Source organism: Variovorax sp. ISS6, assembly GCF_056523145.1.
In genome coordinates this window covers 444,311-469,540 of the sequence record NZ_JAWRZC010000001.1, presented here as the reverse complement: position 1 = coordinate 469,540, position 25,230 = coordinate 444,311, and the positions used below count along the sequence as shown (strand labels likewise).

Genomic DNA, 25,230 nt, shown 5'->3' with positions numbered 1-25,230 from the left:
AGGTAGGTTTATACGCTGGGCGAACCGAATTCATTGGCTTTCCCCTCGTGGATTGGGCCCAATGACGGCCATGGAGCAGTCGTCGCATCCATCAGTCCGTGAAATATCTTTCGCCGTCACCGGTGCGGGTCGATGCCGCTTTCGCTGAAACCTTTCTTTCGTAGAGTCGCCGTGATCCCCAGGAGGGGTGGACGGAGCGCAGGCCTTGCGCATCCGCGGGCACAAGACTTCACGAAGAACGGAGGAACCATGGCTGCGACTTCTCGCGAGGCATCCCGTCGAACCCCTTGGCTGATGGCCGTGCTGGCCGCGTTGCTGGCGGCCTGCGCGGCGGCGCCGCTGCATGCGGCCGGCGTGCTGTCGGTGAGCCCGCAGGGCGAGGCGCGCGACGTGCGGCAGGTGGCGGTGCGCTTCGACGCCGACATGGTGCCGCTGGGCCAGGACGACGGCGCCGAACCCGCGAGCGTGCAGTGCACGCCGCGGACGCCGGCGGGCAGCGCCCGCTGGATCGGGCCGCGCGCCTGGGCCTTCGAGTTCGCGCAGGACGTGCGCGGCGGCACGCGTTGCCGCGTGGTGTTCAAGCCGGGGTTGAAGACCTTGGCTGGCGAGGCGGTGAGCACGCCGTCGATGGCCGGCTTCGTCGCCGGGCCCTACGGCTTCTTCAGCAGCGAGCCGGTCGAGGGATCGGAGATCGCGCCCGATCAGGTCGTCCTGCTGCGCCACCATGACCCGCAGCCGGCCGAAGCTGCGCCAACGCTGGCGGCCGGCTTCGCCTGCGAGGTGCACGACGGCGACCGGGTGCGGCGCCAACCCGCGGTGGCCGTGACCGGGGCGGCGCTCGAGGCTGCGCTCGAGACCGCGCGCCGCGAGCGCGGATCGCGCAATTTCGCACTCGGCCTGCGCTGCGCGCAGCCGGTGCCGGAGGGCGCCGTGCTGCGGTTCGTCCAGGACGGCGAGCCGCGGTCCTTCAGCTATCGCGTGCGTCCGCCCTTCACCGCCCGCGTCGGCTGCACCGTCCTCGAACATCCCAGGGGCCGCGAGGCCTGCGACCCGCGCCTGTCGCTGAACATCGTGTTCTCGGCGCCGCTGTCGCTGGAGGCCGCGCGGCAGGTTCGGCTCGTGGACCCGGCGGGCCGGGACATGCCGCTGACCCCGATGCCCGCCTGGCGCCAGCCGCAGGAGACGACGCAGCTGGCGGCGACGCCTGCCGCGGCGGGCTTCGGCGAGGACAGCCGCTACAGCCTGCGCATGCCGGCCGAACTGCGCGACACGCTGGGCCGGCCGCTCGCCAACGCCGGCGAGTTCCCGCGAAGCGTCGCCTTCGTGCAGCTGCCGCCCTATCTGGGCGCCGTCCATGCGCAGTCGGTCATGCCGTGGCAGCCGGGTAGCGGCGGCGCGGTCGCGGCCTTCGCGGTGCGTCGCGCTGAAAAGTCCTTGCCGGTGCGCCAATGGCGCTTCGGCGGCGAGATGGGCGAGGGCGTCGAGGCCTATGCGATCGAGTTGCTGCAGGCCCGCAGGTCGAACGCCTGGCCCGTCACGCCGCTGGACGACAAGGCCGGCGCGCCGCGCACCTCGAGCATCCCCACGCAAGGCGGCGCGATGGAGTTCGTCGGCGTGCCGCTGACAGCGCCCGGCCTGCACGTGGTACGCGCCGACAGCGCGGCCTTCTCCGACTACATGGGCAACCGCAAGCCCTTGCCGGGCGAGCGGCCGGACCCCGGGCCGTTCCAGCGCTACACGGTGGTGCAGGCCACCAACCTCAATCCCGATGCGCGCTTCAGCGACATCGGCGCCTCGTCGGTCTGGGTGACCGCGCTCGACACCGCGCTGCCGGTGGCGGCCGCGGAGGTGGCGATCTATTCCTGCAAGCGCGAACTGCTCTGGCGCGGCAGGACCGACGCGCAGGGCCTGGCCCAGCCCGGCGAGGCGCTGCGGGGCCGGCTCGCCTGCAGCGACGCCGGCTATGCCAACGGCGCCTGGGTGGTGGTGCGCGCCGGCAACGACATGGCCGTGATGCAGGTGCCGGCGAACTGGTACGGATATCAAGCCACGGGCGGCGCCGCGCGCAACCTGCGCGCCCACACGGTGCTCGACCGCACGCTCTTCAAGGCCGGCGAGACCGTCGGCATGCAGCACGTGGTGCGGTTGCTGGAAAGCCGCGGCTTCGCCCTGCCGCCGCGCGGCGCGGTGGAGATCGAGATCCGCCATGGCGCGGGCGAGAAGGTCTTCGCCACCAGCGCGATGCTCGGCGCCGACGGCAGCGCCACGAGCGCATGGACGATCCCGCGCGATGCCCGGCTCGGCGACTACACGGTGAGCCTGTCGCAGGCCGGCAGCCGGCTCGGCGGCACGCAGTTCCAGGTCGAGGAGTTCCGCACGCCGGTGTTCGACGCGGCCCTGCAGGCGAAGGCCTTCTGGGAGCGCGACACGCAGGTGGCGCAGCTCGATGCGCGGCTGGCCTACTTCGCGGGCGGTGCCGCGGTGGGACTGCCCGTCGAGGTCAAGCAGAGTTGGCTCGCGCAGGTGCGCGCGCCGCGCGAAGGCTATTCCTTCTACGCCGCGGAGACCGCCCAGGGCCGCGCGATGCCGCCGGCCATCCCGGCCGAACAGGCGCAGCTCGATCGCGACGGCAAGGCGCGCATCCGTCTCGCCGCGCCGCCGCTCGAGCGCCCGATGCTGCTGCAGACGGAGTTGAAGTTCCAGGACCCGAACGGAGAGACGCAGACCGTCGGCAGTGCCGCCATGCTGTGGCCCGACCGCATGAAGCTCGGCCTGCGCGTGCGCGCGAAGGAGCGCGACCGGCCGCAGGCGATCGAAGGCATCGCGCTCGACGACAGGGACCGGCCGGTGGCGGACGAACCCGTCACGGTGCGCGCCAGGCCCGTGCGGCGGGACTGGAACGGCGGCCAGTACAGCATCGTCGATCTGGGCCCCGAGACGCAGGTGTGCAGCGCGCGCACCGACGCCCAGGGCCAATGGGCTTGCGAATGGCGACTGCCCGACGATGCGCAGGGGGCACAGGTCGCCGAACACTGGCTGTTCGAGGCCAGCGCCGATTCGCTCAGGCACAGCCGAGCGATCGTGCGCACCGCGATGCTCGAGAGCCGCTGGTCGCTCGGCTGGCGCGAGGCGCTGGCGCGCGACGCGCTGCAGGTCGACAACGGCCCGGACTTCGGCCCCGGCGACACGGCCATCGTCGTCGCGCGCCCCGAGCGCCTGCCGGCCCATCTGCTGCTGACCGTCGAGCGCGAGGGCGTGATGAGCGCGAGCGTGCATGCGCTCTCGGCGCTGCAGCAGCGCATCGCGTTGCCGCTCGCCGCGCAGCACGCGCCCAACGTGGCCCTGTCCGCGCGCTACGTGTATCCGCTGCAGGGCGCGGGCAAGGACCAGCCGCTGTCGAGCGCGCAGCGCGCCGACCTGCGGGTGCGGCCCGATGCGTGGACGCTCTCGGTGGGCGTGCGGCCCGCGGCCACGGATACGCGGCCGCGCGCGCAGGTGCCGGTGGAGGTCGCGGTGCGCGATGCCGCCGGCCGGGCCGTGGCCGATGCGCGCGTCACGCTGGTGGCGGTCGACCAGGCACTGCTCGCGCTCAAGCCCAACGGGACCTGGGCGCTCGCGAAGGCGATGTTCGCCCAGCGCGGCAATGCCGTGCGCGGCGGCGCGCTCGATGCCGGGCTGCTGCGCGGCGTGGACCTCGGATGGCAGCCCGCGCATCGGCCTTACGACGAGGCCGCGCGCAGCATGCCCGGCGTGGTGCCGGCTCCCGCGGCGATGATGGCGGCCGGCAGGGCGCCGGGGCTCGACGGCGGCGACGCGCCCCCGACACGCTCCGATTTCTCCTCGCTCGTCCTCTGGCGCACCGACCTGCGCACCGACGCCCAGGGCATCGCCCGCGCCACCGTGCCGCTCAACGACGCGCTGACCCAGTTCCGCATCGTCGCCATCGCGAGCGCGGGCGAGGCGCAGTTCGGCGAGGGCGAGGCCACGCTCGTCAGCACCCAGCCGCTGCAGATCTTCAGCGGCCTGCCCGAGCTGCTGCGTGCGGACGATGCGATCGTGCAGAAGCTCAGCCTGCGCAACACCGGCAAGGCAGCGCTCGCCGTGGTGCTCAAGGCCGAGGCCGCGGTCGAGCCCGGCGACGAATGGTCGGGCGCGCGCGAGATCGTGCCCGCCGAGGCACTGGCCGCGCGCGGCCTGAAGATCGAGCGCCGGCTGCAGCTCGCGCCCGGCCAGACGCAGGAAGTGCTGTGGCCCGTGGCCGTGCCGGGCGGCGCGGGCGCGCTGCGCTGGCGCATCGGTGCGCAGGGCCGGGGGGCCGGCGTCGACGAGCGCGACGCGCTGGAGATCGTGCAGCGCGTGGTGCCCGCGCTGAACGCCACGGTGCGCCAGTCGATGCTGCTGCCGGTGGCCGACGCGGGTGCCGTGCCCGTGGCGCAGCCGCGCGATGCGGTGCCGCTGGTCGGCGGCGTGCGCGTCGCGCTGCAGTCCAGCCTGGTCGATGCCGCGCTCGCCGAATCGATGCGCTGGATGGCGCAGTACCCGTACATGTGCCTCGAGCAGCAGAGCTCGCGCTTCGTCTCGCTCGACGACCGCGCGAGCTGGGACCGGTTGATGGCGCAGTTGCCGAAGTACATCGACGACAAGGGCCTGGCGCGCTACTTTCCCGAGCCCACGCTGCCGGGCAGCGAGATGCTCACGGTGCAGCTGCTCGACATCGCGCAGGCCAAGGGCTGGCCGGTGCCCGAGGCGCAGCGCCGCCGCATGCTCGATGCGCTCGAGTCGCTGCTCGAAGGCCGCCTCGAGGCGCAGGACTGGGCGCCGCGCAACTACCTCGAATCGCAGCAGCTCGCCGCGCAGGCCACGCTGGTCGAGCAGGGCCGCCGGAACATCGTGCTGCGGCCCCAGTCCGTCGCTGCGCTCTCGGCGCAGTCGCTGGTCGACTGGTCGCGCACGCTGCTGGCCATGCCCGCGGACGCCGTGCGCGATGCCGCGCTGGCCGAGGCCGGCGCGCAGCTGCGCGGCCGCTTCGACGTGCAGGGCACGCGCATGCGCTGGCGCGACGAGCCGGCGCTGCACTGGTGGTGGTTCATGTGGAGCGGCGACAGCACGGCCGCGCGCATGGCGCTGCTGGCGCAGCAATGGGCGCGCACCGATGCGGCCTGGAAGGCCGATGCGCCGCTGATCGTGCAGGGCCTGGTCGGCCGCCAGAGCGCGGGCCGCTGGAGCACCACCACCGGCAATGCCTGGAGCACCGTGGCGCTGCGCAACTTCCAGCAGCAGTTCGAGGCCGGACCGGTCGACGGCGTCACGCGCGCGGCGCTGGGCCGCGCGACGCGCGAGGCCGCCTGGACCGATGCGAAGGCGCCCGACATGCTGCTGCCCTGGCCCGCGCAGGGCGCGCAAGGCACGCTGCAATTGCGCCACGAAGGCGGCGGCAAGCCCTGGGCCGTCGTCAGCGCGCTGGCCGCGACGCGCAATGCGCAGCCGCTCGCGCACGGCCTCTCGGTGCGCCGCAGCGTCACGCCAGTGGAGCAGAAGCGCAAGGGCCGGTGGTCGGTGGGCGACGTCTACCGCGTGCGGCTCGATCTCGAATCCACGGCCGCGCAGACCTGGGTGGTGGTGCGCGACGCCGTGCCCTCGGGTGCCAGCCAGCTCGGCCGCGGCCTGGGCCGCGAGAGCGGCCTGGCGCGGCAGGGCGAGACGCAAGGCGGCTGGGCCTGGCCCAGCCACGTCGAGCGCGCCACCGACAGCTGGCGCGCCTATTTCCGCTACGTGCCGCGCGGCCAATGGCGCGTGGAGTACACCGTGCGCCTGAACAACGCGGGCGAATTCAGGCTGCCGCCCGTGCGCGCCGAGGCGATGTACGCGCCCGAGGTCTTCGGCGAGGGCGTGCCCGAAACCATGACCGTCCAACCCTGAGAGCACACGCCAGAAAAGAGAAAGCAAAGATGAGAGACAACGACACCACCTTCGACTACATCGTCATCGGCGCCGGCACCGCCGGCGCGCTGCTCGCGAACCGGCTCAGCGCCGACAAGGACAAGCGCGTGCTGCTGGTCGAGGCCGGCCGCAAGGACGACTACCACTGGATCCACATCCCGGTCGGCTACCTCTACTGCATCGGCAACCCGCGCACCGACTGGCTCTACAGCACCGAGCCCGACGCCGGCCTCAACGGCCGCGTGCTGCGCTATCCGCGCGGCAAGACGCTGGGCGGCTGCTCGAGCATCAACGGCATGATCTACATGCGCGGCCAGTCGCGCGACTACGAGCAGTGGGCCGCGCTCACCGGCGACGAGGAGTGGCGCTGGCAGAACGTGCTGCCGGCCTTCAAGAAGCACGAGGACTTCTACCTCGGCGCCGACGAGATGCACGGCGCGGGCGGCGAATGGCGGGTCGAGAAGCAGCGGCTGCGCTGGGACATCCTCGATGCCTTCGCGGCCGCCGCGGTCGAGGCCGGCGTGCCGCACACCACCGACTTCAACCGCGGCAGCAACGAGGGCGTGGGCTACTTCCAGGTCAACCAGAAGAACGGCTGGCGCTGGAACACGGCCAAGGCCTTCCTGCGGCCCACCTGCTACGGCCGGCCCAACTTCGAGCTCTGGACCGGCGCGCAGGTCTCGCAGCTGGTGATCGAGCGGCAGGCCGACGGCACGCAGCGCTGCACCGGCGCGCGGATCTGGAACGGCCAGGAGATGGTGACGGCGCATGCCACGCGCGAGGTGATCCTGAGCGCGGGCAGCATCGGCTCGCCGCAGATCCTGCAGCTCTCGGGCATCGGCCCGGCCGAGCTGCTGCGCCAGCACGGCATCGAGGTGGCGGTCGACGCGCCCGGCGTCGGCGCCAACCTGCAGGACCACCTGCAGATCCGCGCGGTCTACAAGATCGACGGCGCGCCCACGCTCAACGTGCTGGCCTCCTCGCTGTTCGGCAAGGCGCGCATCGGCCTGGAGTACGTGATGAGCCGCAGCGGCCCGATGAGCATGGCGCCCTCGCAGCTCGGCGCCTTCACGCGCAGCTCGCCGGATCGCGAGTGGCCCAACATCCAGTACCACGTGCAGCCGCTCTCGCTCGATGCCTTCGGCGAGCCGCTGCACGCCTTCCCGGCCTTCACCGCGAGCGTGTGCAACCTCAACCCCACGAGCCGCGGCACGGTGCGCATCCGCTCGAAGCGCTTCGAGGACGCGCCCGCGATCGCGCCCAACTACCTGAGCACCGACGCCGACCGCAAGGTGGCGGCCGACTCGCTGCGCGTGACGCGCCGCATCGCCGCGCAGCCCGCGCTCGCCAAGTACAAGCCGCAGGAATGGAAGCCCGGCGTGCAGTACCAGAGCGACGAGGACCTCGCGCGCCTGGCTGGCGACATCGCGACCACCATCTTCCATCCGGTGGGCACCACCAGGATGGGCGCCGACAACGATCCGATGGCGGTGCTCGACGCGCGGCTGCGCGTGCGCGGCGTGCAGGGGCTGCGCGTGGTCGATGCGGGCGCGATGCCGACCATCACGAGCGGCAACACCAACAGCCCCACCTTGATGATGGCGGAGAAGGCGGCGGGCTGGATCCGCGCGGAGGCGCGCTGAACCGGCCTCAGCGCCGCGGCGCCGGGCCGCGCCGCGGCGGCGCGCCCTCGGCGGCCGCGCGGCGCCTCGCCTGCGGGGCCTGGGCCGCCAGCCGCACCTTCGCGCCTTCGAGCATCAGGTCCACACCGATCTCGAACAGCGCATCGGGCCCGGCCGCGCGGTAGGTCGCGAAAGCCTCCGCCAGCAACGGCCGCGAGGCCGCGGCGGCATCGAGCGTCTGCTGCTGCATCGCCGCGTCGGCCGGCGTCGCCTGCTGCTCGAGCACGCAGCCCACGGTGTAGCGGCCCAGCGCGATCAGCAGGGTCATCGCCTGCGCGGGCGGCACGCCCAGGCGCACCACGGCCGCGAGCTGGGCCTCGACCATGTCGAGGTCGCCCGGGTCGGGCTCGGAGCCCGCATGCAGGCGCGCGCCGTCGCGCCGCGCCAGCAGCGCGCGCCGGAAGCTGCGCGCGTTCTCGCGCAGGAAACCCTCCCAGGTCTCGTCGGGCAGCGGCAGCTTGCGGTGATGGCTGCGGCGCAGGATCTCGCCGTTCATCGCGTCGAGCAGCGCGCGCTTGTTCTTGAAGTGCCAGTAGAGGGCGGGCTGCTGCACGCCGAGCCGCTCGGCCAGCAGCCGGGTGCTGAGCTTGTCCATGCCTACCTCGTCGAGCAGCGCGAGCGCCGCCTGGAGGATCACGTCGCGGTCCAGTTTCATTCAGATGTCGTGCTTGCCGGGTGTCGATCCGGGAGGGTACTTCACAGTCCAAAATTTATCGCTGATAATTCCTTATCAACGATAAATTCCAACATGTCCTCCACTTCCATCCCATTCGCCGGAGGCCGCCATGCGCAGGCGGTGATCCTGGCGATCGTCACGCTCGATGCCATCGGCATCAGCCTGGTCATGCCGATCGTGCCGAGCCTGCTGCGCGAGGTCGGCCACGGCGGCGAGCTCGGCTGGCACTTCGGCGCCTTCCTCTCGCTCTACGCGCTGATGCAGTTCCTCTGCGCGCCCGTGCTCGGCGCGCTCAGCGACCGCTTCGGCCGCCGGCCGGTGCTGCTGGTCTCGGTGCTGGGCGCGGCGATCGACGCGCTGTTCATGGCCTTCGCACCCTCGCTGTGGCTGCTGTTCGTGGGCCGCGCGATCGCCGGCATGACCGGCGCGAGCATGGCCGTGGCCTCGGCCGCCATCGCCGACCTCACGCCCGAGCACCAGCGCGCGCGCTGGTTCGGCCGCATGGGCGCCTGCTTCGGGCTGGGCTTCATCGCCGGGCCGGCGCTCGGCGGCGTGCTCGGCGACCACGGCGTGCGCCTGCCCTTCCTCGCGGCGGCCGCGCTCAACGGCCTGACCTTCCTGGTCGGCCTGCTGGTGCTGCGCGAATCGCGGCCGCCGGCGCTCGCCGCGCAGCCCTTCGACCGCGGCGTGCTGCATCCGCTCGCGCCGCTGCGCTGGGCCACGAGCTTTCCGGCGCTGCTGCCGCTGCTCGGCGTGTTCCTGCTGCTGGTGCTGGTGGGCGAGGTCGCGGGCACCACCTGGGTGCTCTACGGCCAGGACCGCTATGCCTGGAACGGCACCATGGTCGGCTTCTCGCTCGCGGTCTTCGGCCTGCTCCATGCGCTGGTGCAGGGCTTCGCGGCCGGCCCGCTGGTCGAGCGCTGGGGCGAGCGCGCGGCGATCGCCGTCGGCACCATCGCCGACGGCACCGGCTATGCGCTGATCGCCTTCGCCTCCCAGGGCTGGATGGCCATCGCGCTGCTGCCGCTGCTGTGCATGGGCGGCGTCTGCGCGCCCGCGCTGCAGGCCACGCTGTCGGCGCGCGTGGGCGAGGCGCAGCAGGGTCGGCTGCAGGGCGTGCTCGCGAGCATCACCAGCCTGGCCGCGGTGTTCGGGCCGCTCTTGATCAGCCCGCTGTACTTCGCGTTCCGCGCGCGCTTTCCGGGCATCGTGTGGCTCGCGGGTGCCTCGCTCTACCTGCTGTGCCTGCCGGTGCTGCTGCGCCGCACGCGCTGAGCCGCTTCACCGAAAAGCGCCGGTCACTTCTCGATCGTCTTGTTCCAGCGCGCGTTCCAGGCCGGCCGGTTGGCGTTGATGCTCTCCCAGTCGATGGTGATGGCGCTCTTCATCCACTGGTTGATCTCGGCCACCTGCGTCGCGCCCTCGCCCACGGCCGGTGCCTTGGGGTTGGTCGGGATCTGCGCGCCGTACTGCAGCACGTTGGCCTGCGCCAGCGGGCTCAGCAGGAACTCGGCGAGCTTCTGCGACAGCTCGGGCTCGCTGTTGTTGGCGATCACGCACTGGCCCACCATCAGCACCACCGCGCCCTCCTTGGGCGGCGCGTATTCCACCGGGATGCCCTTGACCTTGAGCGCGGCCACGGCCGTCGGCGTGAGCGGGAAGATCGCGGCCTCGCCGGTCTGCACCATCTCCGAGAGCTTGGCCGAGCTCGGGATGTACTCGAGCACGTTGGGGCCGATGGTGGTGGGCCAGGCCTTGAAGCCGGGTTCCACGTTCCTGTCGTTGCCGCCCTGGATGCGGTTGAACATCAGGAAGCCGTGCAGCCCGAAGGACGAGGACGACATCGACTGGAACACCACCTTGCCCTTGAACTTCGGATCGGCCAGGTCCATCCACGAGGTGGGCGCGGCCCAGCCCTTCTCCTTGAACATCTTCGCGTTGTAGGCCAGGCCGGTCATGCCCAGGCTCACGCCGCTGGCCATGTCGTCCTTGAAGCGCGCGGCCGGGTAGATCTCGGCCAGCGAGGGATTGGGCTTCTGCTTCTGGCACAGGCCCATGCCGATGGCGCGCACCATGATGCCGTCGTCGAGGAACATCACGTGCATCTGCGGCCGGTCCTTGTTGGCCTGCGCCTTGGCGAGGATGTCGGAGGAGGTGCCGGGAACCACCACCACCTTCGCGCCGTAGAGCTTCTCGAAGGCCGGGAAGACGTACTGCGTGTACGCCTTCTCCATCGTGCCGCCGTTCATGCCGATGTAGAGCGTCTTCGTCTGCGCGTGGGCCGCGCCGCCGAAGCCCGCGAGGGCGGCCGCCGCGGTGGCGGCGAAGGTGAGGAAAAAGGAAGTGCGTTCGCGTCGTGCCATGGTGGGACTCTCCGTTCGGTGTCGAGGGTGGATCTGCGGTTGCGGTGGGTTGCTCTGGTCGTGTTCAGTGCGAGGCCGATGCGGCGGCTTCGGCGGGCCGCTCGGCCCGCGTGTCGGGAAGGAAGCGCTCGATCGCGAAGGCCTCGATCGGCGTGGTGCTGCGGCCATCGCGCGCCAGTTCGGCCAGCACCTCCCCTGCGGCCGGGCCGATCTGGAAGCCCGCGCCCGCGAAGCCGAAGCCGTGGAACAGGCCGGGCGTGGTGCGGCTCGGCCCCAGCACCGGCTGCCGGTCGGGCAGGTAGCCCTCGGTGCCGCTCCAGGTGCGGATGAAGTGCGCATGCGCGAGCCGCGGCAAGAGCTCGATCGCCTGCGTCGACAGCGTGGCGATCGCGTCGCGCTCGGAACGCGCGCGCTCGGCATCGAGCCCGATGCCGGCACCGCCGCCGAGCACGAGGTTGCCGCGCGCGACCTGGCGGCAGTAGATGCCGCCGCCCTCGACGCCGAGGCTCCAGTCCATGAAGAAGGGCAGGGGCTCGGTCACGGCCATCGCGGGATGGCCCGACTGCAGCGGCACGGCCTCGCCGAAGTGGGTGGCGATCGGGCCCGACCAGGCGCCCGCGCAGTTCAGCAGCACCGGCGAGCGCACCTCGAGCGTGCCCTCGGCATGGGTGGCGCGCAGCCGGAACAGCGTGCCGTCGTGCGCGACCTCGTCGACGCGGTGGCGCTCGAGCACTTGCGCACCCGCCTGGCGTGCCGCGAGCGCGAAGGCCGGCGACACCAGCCGCGGATTGGCCTGCCCGTCCTCGATGCACAGCGAGCCGCCGAGCGCGCGCGCGCCGAGCCAGGGGCAGCGCTCGCGCAGCCGCGTGCCCGTCACCAGCTCGAGCCCGAGGTCGAAGCCGGCGTCGCGCACGCTCGCGCGGTAGCGTTCGAGCGCGGCCATGTCGTCCTCGCTGCGGCCGATCTTGAAATGGCCCGAGCGCTGGTACTCGCCCTCGGTGCCGATCAGCTCGCCGAGACGGCCCCAGATGCGGTGCGCGCGCTGCGCCAGCGGCAGCTGGCTCAAGGGCCGGCCCTGGCGCCGCACGCCGCCGTAGTTGACGCCGCTGGAGCGCGAGCCGCAGAGGTCGCGCTCGAGCAGCACCACCTCCAGGCCCATGCGCCGCAGCGCGAGCGCGGCCGACGAACCCACGATGCCGCCGCCTACGATCGCCACGTCGCAGCGCAGGGTACGGGTGGTGCTCATGCGCGCGCTCCCTCGGCGGGGGCCTGCGTGACGAGCCGGATCGGTATCGGCTTGACCGGCGCCTGACCGCGCAGCCTGCCCACCTGCGCGAGCGGCTGGCCGGTTGCATGCGCGAGGATCTCGGCCGCGGCCACGCCGCACATGCGGCCCTGGCAGCGGCCCATGCCCACGCGCGACAGCGCCTTGAGGCGGTTGAGTTCGTCGGCGCCGTTGACCGCGACGGTCTGGCGCAGCGTGCCGGCCGTGACGTTCTCGCAGCGGCAGACGACGAGCTCGTCGGGTGCGTTGGCGGCCCAGTCCCGCGGCAGCGGAAACGCGCGTTCGAGTCCGCGGCGAAAGCCCGTCAGCTGGTCGAGCTTGCGCTCGAGCAGCGCGGCGCGCGCGCCATCGACGGCCACGCCCTGGTCCGCGAGCAGCGCGAGCGCCGCGCGCTCGCCGGCCCACTCGGCCGCGTCGGCGCCCATGATGCCGGCGCCATCGCCCGCGAGGTACACGCCCGCCACGCTCGAGCGGCCCGCCGCGTCGCGCACGGGAAGATGGGCGCGATGCATCGGCGCGAATTCGAAGCGGCAGCCCAGCAGGTCGGCCAGCTGGGTCTCGGAACGCAGCGCATAGCCGAAGCCGACGGCATCGCAGTCGATGCGGCGCTCCTCGCGGCCGTCGTGCCAGGCGACGCCGGTGACGCGGCTCGAGGCATCGTCGCCGAGCACGCGCAGCGGCCGCACGCCGCCATGCAGCGGCACGCCATGCGCGCGCAGCCAGGCGACGAAGTAGACGCCCTTCGCGAACACCGCGGGCTGCCGCAGCATCGCGGGCGTGGCCGCGAGCTGGTCCGCGAGGCGCGCGGTGTCGAGCACGGCCGCGACCCGCGCGCCGGCCTTCGCATACTGGTAGGCCACCAGATAGAGCAGCGGCCCCGTGCCCATGAACACCACGCGCTGCCCGATGGCACAGCCCTGGAACTTGAGCGCCACCTGCGCGCCGCCGAGCGTGTAGACGCCGGGCAGGGTCCAGCCCGGCAGCGGCAGCACGCGGTCGGTGGCGCCGGTGGCCACGATCAGCGGGCCGTGCGGCACGCGCGCGGTGCTGCGCGTCGGGCCGTGCAGCACGTCGAGCACGCCGCCCTGCGCGTTCCACACCAGGCTGTCGGGCAGGTAGTCGATGCGATCGCGCAGCCCGTCGAAGGTCGCGTGCACCGCCTTCGCGCGCGCGGCCTCGAAGCCGTAGAGCGTGGCCGCCGCGCGTTCGACGAAGTTGGCGGGCGGGCGGCGGTAGATCTGCCCGCCGGCGCGCGCGGCCTCGTCGATCACGATCGGCCGCAGGCCATGCGCGACCAGTGCCTGCGCGGCGCGCACGCCGGCCGGCCCGGCGCCGACGATCACGGGAGGAAGTGCCGTCGTCGTCATGCCTCGCCCCGCCCGGTGAGCAGCGCCATGCCCGGCGCGATGAAGGTGGAGCAGGCGCGCAGCCGCTCGCCCTCGGCGGTCGCGATCCAGCAGTCCTGGCAGGCGCCCATCATGCAGAAGCCTGCGCGCGGCGCGTCGCTGAATTCGTTGCGGCGCAGCTGGGCGGCCTGCGTGAGCACGGCGGTCAGCACCGTGTCGCCGGCCAGCGCCGAGGCGGGCGCGCCGTCGAGCGTGAAGGACACCGTGGCGCGGCCGGTCTCGGCCACGCGATGCAGCAATGCATGGGTCGCCATCTACTTGCGCCCCACCAGCACGCGGTCCAGTCCGTAGAGCCGGTCGAGCACCACCATCGCGACGGCCGTCACGGCCACCATCAGCGCCGACACCGCGGCCATCAATGGGTCGATCGACTCGGTGGCGTACATGTACATGCGCACCGGCAGCGTCACCGTGCTCGGCGAGGTGACGAAGATCGACATCGTCACTTCGTCGAAGCTGTTGATGAAGGCCAGCATCCAGCCGCCGGTGACGCCCGGCAGGATCATCGGCAGCGTGATGCGGCGGAACACTGTGGCCTGGCTCGCGCCCAGCGAGAGCGCGGCCTGCTCGGCGCTGCGGTCGAAGCCCACCAGTGCCGCCACCACCAGCCGCAGCGTGTAGGGCGTGACGATCAGCGCATGCGCCATCACCAGCCAGCCGAAGCTGCCGGTGCCGCCCACCAGCGCGAACAGCCGCAGCAGCGCGACGCCGAGCACCAGGTGCGGAATGATCAGCGGCGACAGGAACAGGCCGTTGAGGAAGTCGCGGCCCGGAAAGTCGTAGCGCGTGATCGCCATGCCGGCCGGTACCGCGAGCAGCGTCGCGATGGTGGCCGCGCTCAGCGCGAGCCACAGGCTGTTCCAGAACGACTGCATGAAGTCGGGGTGCGCGAACACCGCCTCGAACCAGCGCAGCGAGAAGTGCGTGGTCGGAATGGTCAGCGTGTTCTCGGGCGTGAACGCGACGATGCAGACCACCAGCAGCGGGGCCAGCATGAAGGCGATGACGAGCGCGTTGAACGCGAGGGCGACGGGGCCGTTCCTGCTCATGCGATCACCCCAGCGCTTTCTTGTAGCGGCCTTCGACCAGGCGGTTGTAGCTGAGCATCACCACGAGGTTGGCCACCAGCAGCGTGAGCGCCACGGCCGCGCCCAGCGGCCAGTTGAGCTCGCTCAGGTACTCGTCGTAGACCACGGTCGCGACCATCTTGAGCCGGCGTCCGCCGAGCAGGCCGGGAATCGCGAACGAGCTCGCCGCGAGGCCGAACACGATCAGGCTGCCCGAGAGGATGCCGGGCATCACCTGCGGCAGCACGATGCGGCGCAGCGTGGTGAAGGGCGTGGCATTGAGCGAGAGGGCCGCGTTCTCCACGCCGGGATCGAGCTTCTGCAGCGAGGTCCAGACCGGGATCACCATGAACGGCAGCATCACGTGCACCAGCGCGATCACCACGGCCGCGCTGGTGTAGAGGATCTTCACCGGGCCGATGCCCACGAGTTGCAGCAGCGCGTTGACCGCGCCCTCGGGGCCCAGCAGCATGCTCCAGCCGAAGGCGCGCACCACCACCGACACCAAAAGCGGCGCCAGCACCACGAGCAGCAGCACCGAGCGCCAGGGGTTGCGCATGCGGCTCAGCACATAGGCCTCGGGCGCGCCGATCAGCACGCAGATCAGCGTGACCAGCGCCGAGATCCAGAAGGTGCGCCAGAAGATGCCGTGGTAGTAGTCGTCGCCGAACACCTGCGCGTAGTGCGCGAGCGTGAACTCGCCGGCGCGCGGGCCGCTGGCCGGGTCGTAGACGTTGAAGGACAGCACGGCCGTGAGCAGCAGCGGCACCACGAGCAGCGCGATGAACAGCGCCAGCGCGGGGCCCGAGAGCCACCAGGGCGTGGCCTTGCGAGCGATGCCGCTCATGCCGCCACCGCCTCGTCGTCGCGCAGCAGCCGCGTGCAGTGCGCGGGCCAGTCGATGCCGGCCGCGTCGCCCTCGGCCAGCGCGGCGCGGCCGTCGTTGGGGCTCAGCACCATCAGCTCGCCGGCCGGCGTGGCAAGGCGGTAGAGCCACTGGCTGCCGAGGAAGAAGCGCTCCTGTACCGTGCCGTCGAGCCGGCCGCTGCCCGCGGGCACCAGCTGCAGCTTCTCGGGGCGCACGCTCATCAGCACGGCGGCGCCGCTGTCGTAGCCACCTTCGTCCACCTCGACCGCGAGCGGCCCGACCGCCACGTTGCAGCTGCCGGTGCCGCAGGCCGTGACCCGGCCCGGCAGCAGGTTGGCCTTGCCCACGAAGGTCGAGATGAAGCGCGTGCCCGGATGCTCGTACACGCGATGCGGATGATCGATCTGCGTCGCGCGGCCGCCTTCCATCACCACCACGCGGTCGCTGATCGACATCGCCTCGCTCTGATCGTGCGTGACCATCACCGTGGTGGTACCGACCTTGCGCTGGATCTGGCGCAGCTCGAACTGCATCTCCTCGCGCAGCTTGGCGTCGAGATTCGACAGCGGCTCGTCGAGCAAGAGCACCGGCGGCTCGATCACCAGCGCGCGCGCCAGCGCCACGCGCTGCCGCTGGCCGCCCGAGAGCTCGCGCGGATAGCGCGCGGCATGGGCCTCGAGGTGCACCAGCGCCAGCGCCTGCTGCACGCGCTCGCGGCGCTCGGCCTTGGGCATCTTGCGCATCTCGAGGCCGAAGCTCACGTTGTCGGCCACCGTCATGTGCGGAAACAGCGCATAGCTCTGGAACACGATGCCCAGGCCGCGCGTGTTGGCCTTGGCATGCGTGATGTCCTGGCCCGCGAGCTCGATGCGGCCGCTGGTCACGGCCTCGAAGCCCGCGATCATCTGCAGCGTGGTGGTCTTGCCGCAGCCCGAGGGGCCGAGAAGCGAGACGAACTCGCCCTTCTCGACGGTGAGGTTCATGGCCGTCACCGCGCGGGTGGCGCCATAGGACTTGGACACGTCGCTGAGCCGCAGGAATGACATGGAAACGCCTTTCGTCGGGGGTCGGAATCCATGGCCGGCGCGCAGGCGCCGGGGCCATGGATGCGTGAGTGCTTTCGGTTCACTCTATTGCAACGATCGCGCCAGATCGCCACGGGTATTCCATTAATCAGAATATTTATTCAATTTATTCCGTTAAATGGAATATGATGGCTCGAGCAAGATCGACATATTCCAAGGAAACGGGACATGGAAACCACAACCGCGGCCAGCGGCGGCGTGCCGCGCATCTTTTCGGTGATCCGGGCGCTCGGCGTGGTGCAGGCCGAGGGCGGCCGCGTCACCCAGATCGCGCGCGCCGTCGGCCTCACGCAGGCCACCACGCACCGCCTGCTGCAGTCGCTGATGGCCGAGGGCGTGGTCGAGCAGGACGAGCGCAGCAAGCTGTACCGGCTGAGCATCGAGTTCTTCGCGCTCGCGGCCAACGCCGGCAATCCCGGCGACCTGCGCACCCTGTGCCGGCCCGCGCTGCTGCGCCTGTGCGCGAGCCTGGGCGACAGCATCTTCCTGCTGGTGCGCAGCGGCTTCGACGCCGTGTGCCTCGACCGCAGCGAGGGCCCGTTCCCGATCCGCTCGTTCACCGGCGACATCGGCGGGCGCATCGCGCTCGGCGTGGGGCAGGGCGCGCTCGCGATCCTGGCCTTCCTGCCCGAGGGCGAGCGCGAGGAGGTGATCCGCTTCAACCTCTCGCGCGTGCGCGAGTACGGCGTCTACGACGAGGTCTACCTGCGCACCGAGATCGAGCGCGTGCGCCAGAGCGGCTTCGCGGGCCGCAACACCGGCCTGCTCGAGGGCATGGCCGGCGTGGCCGTGCCCATCCTCGACCGCGAGGGCCGCGCCGTGGCCGCGCTGAGCGTGGGCACCATCGCCGACCGCCTCAATGCCGACCGGCTGCCGACCGTGGTCGACCTGCTGCAGCGCGAGGCGGTGGCGATCGGGCCGAGGATCAATCCCTTCGATGCCTCGCTGCGCCGGCCGGCGCAGAGCCTGGCGGGGTCGCCGGCGGGGCAGAGGATCACTGCTTGAGCTTGCGGTCCTCGTTCTTCGCTTCCTGCATCGCCTCGGGCTCCAGTTCCTCGGCGTAGCGGTTGAGCCGGATGAAGAGGCCCCAGCCGGCCATCATCAGCCCGACCGCGCCCAGCATGGCGGCCGCGTGCAGCATCAGCTCCGGCGCCTCGCGCGCCTTGAAGGTCGCGACCAGCCCTTCGACCGCGACGGCCACCACGATCACCACCATGAAGCGCGAGAGGAAGCGACGCACCCGGGTCGGCGCGCCGATGTGGGCGTCGCGCACCACCTCCTCTTCGACCACGGTCTGGGAGATCTGCAGCGCCACGACAGCCGCCGCGAGCAGGCCCACCGCCTCGATGATCGCCTCGGCCGCCGGCAGGTCGAGGTCGTGCACGACCGCGCCCCAGCCGGCGCGCGCCGCGATCACGATCAGAACCAGCGACGCGATGGCGAAGGCGAGCGCCATCAGCGCATGGACCGCGGCATAGAGGGTGTGGATCAGCTTCATGGCAGGGGCGGCGAAGTGAGGGTGCCGCATCGTCGGCGCCGGGCGCAAATCGGTGCGTAGGCGCGCGAGCCGTTTCGAGGAACGCGCGTGGCGGGTGATACGCAGGCGAGCTCCGGCGGCCGAGTTCCTTCCCCAAACGCATCAAGTCCTTCCATATTTTCACTAGCCAACCCCGCCCACTTCGCAGATATTGGCGCGGTTCCCCCGACCCCGGTCGCCTTCCTTCTTCTTTCTTCCCGACTCCCCCGCGGAGCGCGCCCATGTCCGAAGTCCACACCTCCGTCTCCCTGCCCTCCGAAGTCGAACAACTGCTCCAGCGCCTGGGCGTGCCGCGCGAGTCCCACGTCGGCGGCGAGCTGACGGTGCGCTCGCCGCTCACGGGCGAGGTGATCGCGCAGGTCGCGCAGACCACGCCGGCCGCGGCCACCGAGACCATCGCGCGCGCGCATGCGGCCTTCAAGGCCTGGCGCGCGGTGCCGGCGCCGCGGCGCGGCGAACTGGTGCGGCTGCTCGGCGAGGAACTGCGCGCGGCCAAGCGCGACCTCGGCCGGCTGGTCACGCTCGAGGCCGGCAAGGTCCCGTCCGAGGGCGCCGGCGAGGTGCAGGAAATGATCGACATCTGCGACTTCGCGGTCGGGCTCTCGCGCCAGCTCTACGGCCTCACGCTGGCCACCGAGCGCGCCGAGCACCGGATGATGGAAACCTGGCATCCACTGGGCGTGTGCGGCGTGATCTCGGCCTTCAACTTCCCGGTCGCGGTGTGGTCGTGGAACGCGGCGCTGGCGCTGGTGTGCGGCGACCCGGTGGTGTGGAAGCCGTCCGAGAAGACGCCGCTGACCGCGCTCGCGGTCCATGCGATCGCCGCGCGCGCCATCGAGCGCTTCGGTGCCGACGCGCCCGAGGGCCTGCTCGGCCTGTTGCTGGGCCAACGCGACATCGGCGAGCTGCTGGTCGACGACCACCGCGTGGCGGTGCTGTCGGCCACCGGCTCCACCGCGATGGGCCGCCAGGTCGGTCCCAAGCTCGCGGCCCGTTTCGCGCGCGCCATCCTCGAACTCGGCGGCAACAACGCGGCCATCGTCACGCCTTCGGCCGACCTCGACCTCACCCTGCGCGCGATCGCCTTCGCGGCCATGGGCACGGCGGGCCAGCGCTGCACCACGCTGCGCCGGCTGTTCGTGCACGAGAGCGTGTACGACAAGCTGGTGCCGCGCCTCGTCAAGGTGTATGGCGGCGTGAAGGTCGGCGATCCGCGCGAGGCCGGCACGCTGGTCGGTCCGCTGATCGACCGCGCGGCCTTCGAAGGCATGCAGAAGGCGCTCGACGAGAGCCGCGATGCCGGCGCGATCGTGCATGGCGGCGGCCGCGTCGAGGGCATCGGCGGTGCCGAGGCCTACTACGCGCGCCCGGCGCTGGTCGAACTGAAGGCGCATGCCGGCGCGGTGCTGCGCGAGACCTTCGCGCCGATCCTCTACGTGCTGCGCTATGCCTCGCTCGACGAGGCGATCGAGCAGCACAACGCGGTGGGCGCGGGCCTGTCGTCGTCGATCTTCACGCTCGACATGCGCGAGGCCGAGCGCTTCCTCTCGTGCGCCGGTTCCGACTGCGGCATCGCCAACGTCAACATCGGCCCGAGCGGCGCCGAGATCGGCGGTGCCTTCGGCGGCGAGAAGGAAACCGGCGGCGGCCGCGAGGCCGGCTCCGACAGCTGGAAGGCCTACATGCGCCGCGCGACGAACACCATCAACTATTCGACGGCACTGCCCCTGGCGCAAGGCGTGACCTTCGACATCGGCGACTGATTTTCTGACGGCATACCGGCCGCGGCGGCGCATGAGCGTCGCCGCGGAGCGGATGCCTGCGCGCTTGCCTGACCATCCACCACAACGACGAGGAGACGACGACATGAACTTCATTCCATCCCTGCACCCGCTCAAGGCCGCGGCCGCCACGCTGCTGCTGGCCCTGGCCGCCACGGCCGGCGCGCAGCAACCGGCGCCCGCGGGCACGCTCGAGAAGATCGCCGCCAGCGGCAAGGCGGTGCTCGGCGTGCGCGAGGCCTCGCCGCCCATGGCCTACATGCTGGGCGCGGGCGAGAAGTACGTGGGTTACCACGTGGAGCTGTGCGAGCGCGTGCTCAAGGACATCGTGCCGGCCGCGAAGCTCGAGTACATGGCGGTCACGGCGCAGAACACCATCCCGCTGGTGCAGAACGGCACGCTCGACATCGGCTGCGGCCCCACCACCAACAACCTCGCGCGCCAGCAGCAGGTGGCCTTCGCGCTCACCACCTACGTGAGCGAGGTGCGCATGGCCACGCGCGTCGACTCGGGCATCACCACGCTCGACCAGCTCGCGGGCCGCACCGTGTCGGCCTCCACCGGTACGACGGCGGTGCAGCTGCTGCGCAAGCGCGAGCGCAGCAACAACGTGAGCATCAACACCATGCTCGGCAAGGACCACCTCGAGAGCTTCCTGCTGATGGAGTCCGGCCGTGCCGATGCCTTCGTGCTCGACGACAACCTGCTGGCCGGGATCATCGCGAACTCGAAGAACCCGACGGCCTACCGCATCGTCGGCGAGCCGCTGGGCTCGGAGCCGATCGCGCTGCTGTTCCGCAAGGACGACCCGGCCTTCAAGGCCGCGGTCGACGGCGCGCTGCGCCGCCTCATGAAGAGCGGCGAGCTCGAGCGCCTCTACACCAAGTGGTTCGTGGCGCCGATCCCGCCGAAGAACACCAGCCTGAACCTGCCGATGAGCGCGATGCTCAAGCAGCTGGTGCTCGAGCCCAACGACAAGCCGCTGGAGAGCTACGCCAAGTGAGTCCCGCTGCCGCCGTCTCTTCTTCCTCGGACTTCGTGCCGGCGCAGCGCGTGCGCGCGCTCGGCGTGTCGGAGATCCTGCGCATCACCGACCATGCCAATGCGCTCAAACGCGCGGGCCGCCCGGTGATCGTGCTGGGCGCGGGCGAGCCCGACTTCGACACGCCCGACAACGTGCGCGAGGCCGCGGTGCGCGCCATCGGGCGCGGCGACACGCGCTACACGGTGCTCGACGGCAGCCCGGCGATGAAGGCGGCGGTGCAGCTCAAGTTCAGGCGCGACAACGCGCTGGACTTCGGCCTCGACGAGATCAGCGTGAGCGCGGGCGCCAAGCAGGTGATCTTCAACGCGCTGATGGCCAGCCTCGATCCGGGCGACGAGGTGATCCTGCCCGCGCCCTACTGGACCTCGTACGCCGACATCGTGCGCATCTGCGGCGGCGTGCCGGTCGGCGTGCCCTGCGGCGACGCACAGGGCTTCCGGCTCGAGGCCGCGCAGCTCGAGGCGGCGATCACGCCGCGCACGCGCTGGTTGTTCCTCAACTCGCCCTCGAACCCGAGCGGCGCGGCCTACGGCGCCGATCAATTGAAGCCGCTGTGCGAGGTGCTGCTGCGGCATCCGCGCGTGTGGGTGCTGGCCGACGACATCTACGAGCACATCCTCTACGACGGCCTGGCCTTCGCCACGCCGGCGGCGGTGGAGCCGCGGTTGCGCGAGCGCACGCTGACGATCAACGGCGTGTCGAAGGCCTATGCGATGACCGGCTGGCGCGTGGGCTATGGCGCCGGGCCGCGCGCGCTGATCGCGGCGATGGCCGTGGTGCAGAGCCAGACCACCTCGTGCCCCTCGTCGGTGAGTCAGGCCGCGGCGATCGAGGCGCTGACCGGGCCGCAGCAGATCGTGGCCGAGCGGCGCGACGACTTCCAGCGCCGGCGCGACTTCGTGGTGGCCGCGCTGAACCGCATCGACGGCCTGCACTGCCCGCGGCCCGAGGGCGCGTTCTATACCTTCGCGCGCTGCCAGGGCCTGCTGGGCCGGCGCACGCGCCATGGCGCGCTGCTGGCCAGCGACGCGGACTTCTGCCGCTACCTGCTCGAGGACTTCGAGGTGGCGGTGGTGCCGGGCAGCGTGTTCGGGCTCGCGCCCTATTTCCGCATCTCGTACGCGACCTCGATGGCGCAGCTCGAGGAGGCCTGCGCGCGCATCGCGGCGGCCTGCGCGGCGCTCGAATGAATCCGTCCTTCCTTCTTCTTCTCCCTCGCATCGGAGCCCTCTCGTGACCCCCACCTCCCGCACCGGCGGCCAGCTCCTGGTCGACCAGCTCGTCCTGCACGGCGTCGAGCAGCTGTTCTGCGTTCCTGGCGAAAGCTTCCTCGCGGTGCTCGATGCGCTGCATGACGCCTCGATCGCCGTCACCGTCTGCCGCCAGGAAGGCGGCGCCACCATGATGGCCGAGGCGCAGGGCAAGCTCACCGGCCGGCCCGGCGTGTGCTTCGTCACGCGCGGACCGGGCGCGACCAATGCCTCGGCCGGCGTGCACATCGCGCACCAGGACTCGACGCCGCTGCTGCTGTTCGTGGGCCAGGTGGCGCGCGAGGCGCTGGGACGCGAGGCCTTCCAGGAGCTCGACTACGGCGCGGTGTTCGGCACCATGGCCAAGTGGGTGGTGCAGATCGACGACCCCGCGCGCGTGCCCGAACTGGTGTCGCGCGCCTTCCACGTGGCGACCTCGGGCCGGCCGGGCCCGGTGGTGATCGCGCTGCCCGAGGACATGCTGACCGAGGCCGCCGCGGTGGCCGATGCGCTGCCCTACGCCGTGACCGAAACCCATCCGGGCGCGGCGCAGATCGCCGAGCTGCAGCAGCGCCTCGCGCAGGCCGAGCGGCCGGTGGTGGTGCTCGGCGGCAGCCGCTGGTCGGCCGAGGCCGCGCGGCAGTTCGCGCAGTTCGCCGAGGCCTTCTCGCTGCCCGTGTACTGCTCGTTCCGGCGCCAGATGCTGCTGTCGGCCGAGCATCCCTGCTACGCGGGCGACCTGGGGCTGGGCGCCAACCCGCGCATGCTGCAGCGCATCCGCGAGGCCGACCTGGTGCTGCTGGTCGGCGGCCGGCTGTCGGAGGTGCCGTCGCAGGGCTACGAGCTGCTGGCCATTCCGCAGCCCGCGCAGGCGCTGGTGCACGTGCATGCCGATGCCGACGAACTCGGCAGGCTCTACCGGCCCGCGCTGGGCATCCATGCCACGCCGCGCGCCTTCGCCGAGGCGGTGGCCGCGCTGAAGCCGGCGCGGGCGCCGGCCTGGAAGTCGCGCACGGCCGAAGCGCGCGAGGAGTTCCTGCGCTGGAGCGATCCCGCGCCGATCCGCGTGCCGGGTCCGCTGCAGATGGGCGAGGTGATGCAGCACCTGCGCGAGGTGCTGCCGCACGACACCATCTTCTGCAACGGCGCGGGCAACTTCGCGACCTGGGTGCACCGCTTCTGGCCGTTCCGCGCCTTCGCGAGCCAGCTCGCGCCCACCAGCGGCTCGATGGGCTACGGCCTGCCGGCCGGGGTCGGCGCGAAGCGGCTGTGGCCGCAGCGCGAGGTGGTGGTGTTCGCGGGCGACGGCGACTTCCTGATGCACGGCCAGGAGTTCGCGACCGCGGTGCAGTACGGGCTGCCGATCCTCGTGGTGCTGCTCGACAACGCCATGTACGGCACCATCCGCATGCACCAGGAACGCCACTACCCGGGCCGCGTCAGCGCCACGCAGCTGAAGAACCCCGACTTCCGCGGCTATGCCGAGGTGTTCGGCGGCCACGGCGAGCGCGTGACGAGCACCGCCGAGTTCGGCCCCGCGCTGGCGCGCGCGCGGGCCAGCGGCAAGCCCGCGATCCTGCACTGCGTGCTCGATCCGGAGGCGATCACGCCGTCGGCCACGCTGCAGGCGATCCGCGACACGGCGCTTGCGAAGAACGCCTAGCGCAGGCCGCCGATGTATTTGGGCGGCGGCTGCCGCCCGCTGCCGTCGGGCAGCCGCGCCGCGGCCTCGAGCCGCGCGGCGCGCGCCAGCGGCTCCATCGCCTGTTCGAGCCGCAGCGCGATGGCCGCGAGCTCGTCGTCGTGGGTCTCGGCCGCATGCGCGCGCGCGAAGCGCACCATCTCGGTGGCGTACTCGGCATTGACGGCCATCCACTCGGTGTCGGTCACGCGGCCGTGCTTGCGGCGCAGGGCCACGTGCAGGCGCGCCGCGAGCGCGATGCGCTCGCTCTCGGACATGACGTGGCCATCCATCGCGGTTCAGCCTCCGATGTGTTCGCGGTGCTGGGCCAGGTCGAGCCCCTGCACCTCGCTGTCGGGATCGACGCGCAGCCCCACCAGCACGCGCACCAGGAACAGCACGATCGCGGTGCCGGCCGCGCTGTAGACCGCCACGCCGCCGACCGCGATCGCCTGCGTCAGCACGTTGCCGCTGGCGCCCGAGATGGCCTTGTCGGCGAACACGCCCGTGAGCAGCGCGCCCACGATGCCGCCGATGCCGTGCACGCCGAACACGTCGAGCGAATCGTCCGCGCCCAGCAGGCGCTTGAGGCCGGTGGCGCCCCAGTAGCAGGCCAGGCCGGCGATGGCGCCGATGGCCAGCGCCGAGGGCGGCGTGACGAAGCCCGCGGCCGGCGTGATCGCCACCAGCCCCGCGACCAGGCCCGAGCACAGGCCCAGCAGCGAGGGGCTGCGGCGCACCGTCCACTCGGCGATCATCCAGCTCGCGGCACCCGCGGCGGCCGCCACGTGCGTGACCAGCATCGCGAGGCCCGCGCGCCCGTCGGCCGCCACCGCCGAGCCCGCATTGAAGCCGAACCAGCCCACCCACAACAGGCTGGCGCCGGCCATGGTGAAGGCCAGGTTGTAGGGCTCGAAGGGCTCGCGGCCGTAGCCGCGGCGCGGGCCCAGCGCATAGGCGCAGACCAGTCCCGCCACGCCCGCATTGACGTGCACCACCGAGCCGCCCGCGAAGTCGAGCGCGCCCATCTGCGCGAGCCAGCCGCCGGGCTCCCAGACCCAGTGCGCGATCGGTGCGTAGACCAGCACGCTCCACAGCAGCGCGAACCACAGCACCGCCGAGAAGCGCATGCGCTCGACGAAGGCGCCGAGCACCAGCGCGGTGGTGATGATCGCGAAGCTCAGCTGGAACATCGCGTAGACCGTTTCGGGCACGTTGGGCGCCACGTGGCTCACGGCCAGCGTGCCGGCGTCCTTCAGGTAGTCGAAGCCCGCGAACCAGAAGCGCCCGGTGCCGCCGAGCCAGGGCCAGCCGGGCGTGAAGGCCAGCGAATAGCCGAGCGCGAACCAGGTCAGCGACACCACCGCGGCGATGGCGACCACGCAGGCCATGGTGGCGAGCACGTTCTTGCGCCGCACCATGCCGGCATAGAAGAGCGCGATGCCCGGCAGCGTCATCAGCAGCACCAGCACCGTGGAGGTCATCATCCACGCGGTGTCCGCGGCGCTGATGGAGGCTTGCGGTACCAGGGCCATGGGGGCGGTCTCTTCTTGGAGTGGTGGTC

At 71.8% G+C, this 25,230-nt stretch carries 19 protein-coding genes; 8 read left to right on the top strand and 11 right to left on the bottom strand.

Going from position 1 to position 25,230, the window contains the following annotated elements; all coding sequences use genetic code 11:
• Window positions 1–249 precede the first annotated feature (249 nt).
• Together AC1HIL_RS02100 and AC1HIL_RS02095 are read left to right on the top strand one after the other, a co-directional pair.
• Window positions 250–5,919: an alpha-2-macroglobulin family protein gene (locus AC1HIL_RS02100; protein ID WP_479671040.1), complete on the top strand. Its 5,670-nt coding sequence runs from the start codon at window positions 250–252 to the stop codon at window positions 5,917–5,919.
• A 29-nt stretch (window positions 5,920–5,948) separates the two neighbouring features.
• Window positions 5,949–7,583 (top strand): GMC family oxidoreductase, encoded by a 1,635-nt coding sequence (locus AC1HIL_RS02095; RefSeq protein ID WP_479671039.1) that lies wholly within the window; start codon window positions 5,949–5,951, stop codon window positions 7,581–7,583.
• Window positions 7,584–7,590: 7 nt separating this feature from the next.
• Here the strand turns inward: AC1HIL_RS02095 and tetR are convergent, their stop codons facing one another.
• Window positions 7,591–8,277: a tetracycline resistance transcriptional repressor TetR gene (tetR, locus tag AC1HIL_RS02090; RefSeq protein WP_479671038.1), complete on the bottom strand. Its 687-nt coding sequence runs from the start codon at window positions 8,275–8,277 to the stop codon at window positions 7,591–7,593.
• Between the two features lie 93 nt (window positions 8,278–8,370).
• Here tetR and tet point away from each other — a divergent pair, with 93 nt between their 5' ends.
• The gene (gene tet, locus AC1HIL_RS02085) at window positions 8,371–9,573 is read left to right on the top strand and encodes a Tet(A)/Tet(B)/Tet(C) family tetracycline efflux MFS transporter (RefSeq protein WP_057597405.1); all 1,203 of its coding nucleotides are present in this window, start codon (window positions 8,371–8,373) and stop codon (window positions 9,571–9,573) included.
• Between the two features lie 23 nt (window positions 9,574–9,596).
• On the opposite strand, the gene AC1HIL_RS02080 is transcribed toward tet, so the two are convergent.
• The 7 genes from AC1HIL_RS02080 to AC1HIL_RS02050 all read right to left on the bottom strand — a co-directional run bounded on the left by AC1HIL_RS02080 (window position 9,597) and on the right by AC1HIL_RS02050 (window position 16,333).
• Window positions 9,597–10,661, bottom strand: a complete 1,065-nt coding sequence (locus tag AC1HIL_RS02080) for an ABC transporter substrate-binding protein (RefSeq protein ID WP_057597404.1) — start codon at window positions 10,659–10,661, stop codon at window positions 9,597–9,599.
• 64 nt (window positions 10,662–10,725) lie between these two features.
• Window positions 10,726–11,907, bottom strand: a complete 1,182-nt coding sequence (locus tag AC1HIL_RS02075; protein ID WP_422098280.1) for an NAD(P)/FAD-dependent oxidoreductase — start codon at window positions 11,905–11,907, stop codon at window positions 10,726–10,728.
• The gene (locus AC1HIL_RS02070) at window positions 11,904–13,313 is read right to left on the bottom strand and encodes an FAD/NAD(P)-dependent oxidoreductase (RefSeq protein WP_479671037.1); all 1,410 of its coding nucleotides are present in this window, start codon (window positions 13,311–13,313) and stop codon (window positions 11,904–11,906) included. Before AC1HIL_RS02070 ends, AC1HIL_RS02075 begins: the two co-directional genes overlap by 4 nt.
• Window positions 13,310–13,606, bottom strand: coding sequence for a (2Fe-2S)-binding protein (locus AC1HIL_RS02065; RefSeq protein ID WP_261210082.1), 297 nt, complete (start codon window positions 13,604–13,606; stop codon window positions 13,310–13,312). The genes AC1HIL_RS02070 and AC1HIL_RS02065 overlap by 4 nt, the downstream gene beginning before the upstream one ends.
• Window positions 13,607–14,401, bottom strand: a complete 795-nt coding sequence (locus AC1HIL_RS02060) for an ABC transporter permease (protein ID WP_057597269.1) — start codon at window positions 14,399–14,401, stop codon at window positions 13,607–13,609. It lies immediately after the preceding gene.
• 4 nt (window positions 14,402–14,405) lie between these two features.
• Window positions 14,406–15,266: an ABC transporter permease gene (locus AC1HIL_RS02055; RefSeq protein ID WP_261210079.1), complete on the bottom strand. Its 861-nt coding sequence runs from the start codon at window positions 15,264–15,266 to the stop codon at window positions 14,406–14,408.
• The gene (locus AC1HIL_RS02050; RefSeq protein ID WP_479671036.1) at window positions 15,263–16,333 is read right to left on the bottom strand and encodes an ABC transporter ATP-binding protein; all 1,071 of its coding nucleotides are present in this window, start codon (window positions 16,331–16,333) and stop codon (window positions 15,263–15,265) included. Before AC1HIL_RS02050 ends, AC1HIL_RS02055 begins: the two co-directional genes overlap by 4 nt.
• Before the next feature lie 207 nt (window positions 16,334–16,540).
• On the opposite strand from AC1HIL_RS02050, the gene AC1HIL_RS02045 reads away from it, so the two are divergent.
• Window positions 16,541–17,377 carry an IclR family transcriptional regulator gene (locus tag AC1HIL_RS02045; protein ID WP_479671035.1) on the top strand — a complete coding sequence of 279 codons (837 nt, stop codon included), beginning with the start codon at window positions 16,541–16,543 and terminating at the stop codon, window positions 17,375–17,377.
• Here AC1HIL_RS02045 and AC1HIL_RS02040 read toward each other — a convergent pair.
• On the bottom strand, window positions 17,367–17,870 hold the full coding sequence (locus tag AC1HIL_RS02040) for a hypothetical protein (protein WP_057597265.1): 504 nt from the start codon (window positions 17,868–17,870) through the stop codon (window positions 17,367–17,369). The two genes, AC1HIL_RS02045 and AC1HIL_RS02040, sit on opposite strands and share 11 nt — an antisense overlap.
• A gap of 260 nt (window positions 17,871–18,130) precedes the next feature.
• Between AC1HIL_RS02040 and amaB the strand changes: the two genes are divergently transcribed.
• The 4 genes from amaB (at window position 18,131) to AC1HIL_RS02020 (ending at window position 23,648) form a co-directional block, all read left to right on the top strand.
• Entirely contained in the window at window positions 18,131–19,672 is a 1,542-nt protein-coding gene (amaB, locus tag AC1HIL_RS02035) for an L-piperidine-6-carboxylate dehydrogenase (protein WP_057597264.1), read from the top strand.
• Window positions 19,673–19,775: 103 nt separating this feature from the next.
• On the top strand, window positions 19,776–20,693 hold the full coding sequence (locus AC1HIL_RS02030) for an amino acid ABC transporter substrate-binding protein (protein WP_057597263.1): 918 nt from the start codon (window positions 19,776–19,778) through the stop codon (window positions 20,691–20,693).
• Window positions 20,690–21,925, top strand: a complete 1,236-nt coding sequence (locus tag AC1HIL_RS02025; protein ID WP_261210064.1) for a pyridoxal phosphate-dependent aminotransferase — start codon at window positions 20,690–20,692, stop codon at window positions 21,923–21,925. The genes AC1HIL_RS02030 and AC1HIL_RS02025 overlap by 4 nt, the downstream gene beginning before the upstream one ends.
• 43 nt (window positions 21,926–21,968) lie before the next feature.
• Complete coding sequence (locus AC1HIL_RS02020; RefSeq protein WP_479671034.1) at window positions 21,969–23,648, top strand: thiamine pyrophosphate-binding protein; 1,680 nt, start codon at window positions 21,969–21,971, stop codon at window positions 23,646–23,648.
• On the opposite strand, the gene AC1HIL_RS02015 is transcribed toward AC1HIL_RS02020, so the two are convergent.
• Window positions 23,645–23,959, bottom strand: coding sequence for a hypothetical protein (locus AC1HIL_RS02015; protein ID WP_203203224.1), 315 nt, complete (start codon window positions 23,957–23,959; stop codon window positions 23,645–23,647). The genes AC1HIL_RS02020 and AC1HIL_RS02015 overlap by 4 nt on opposite strands.
• 6 nt (window positions 23,960–23,965) lie before the next feature.
• Window positions 23,966–25,201 (bottom strand): ammonium transporter, encoded by a 1,236-nt coding sequence (locus AC1HIL_RS02010; protein ID WP_057597259.1) that lies wholly within the window; start codon window positions 25,199–25,201, stop codon window positions 23,966–23,968.
• Window positions 25,202–25,230 lie beyond the last annotated feature (29 nt).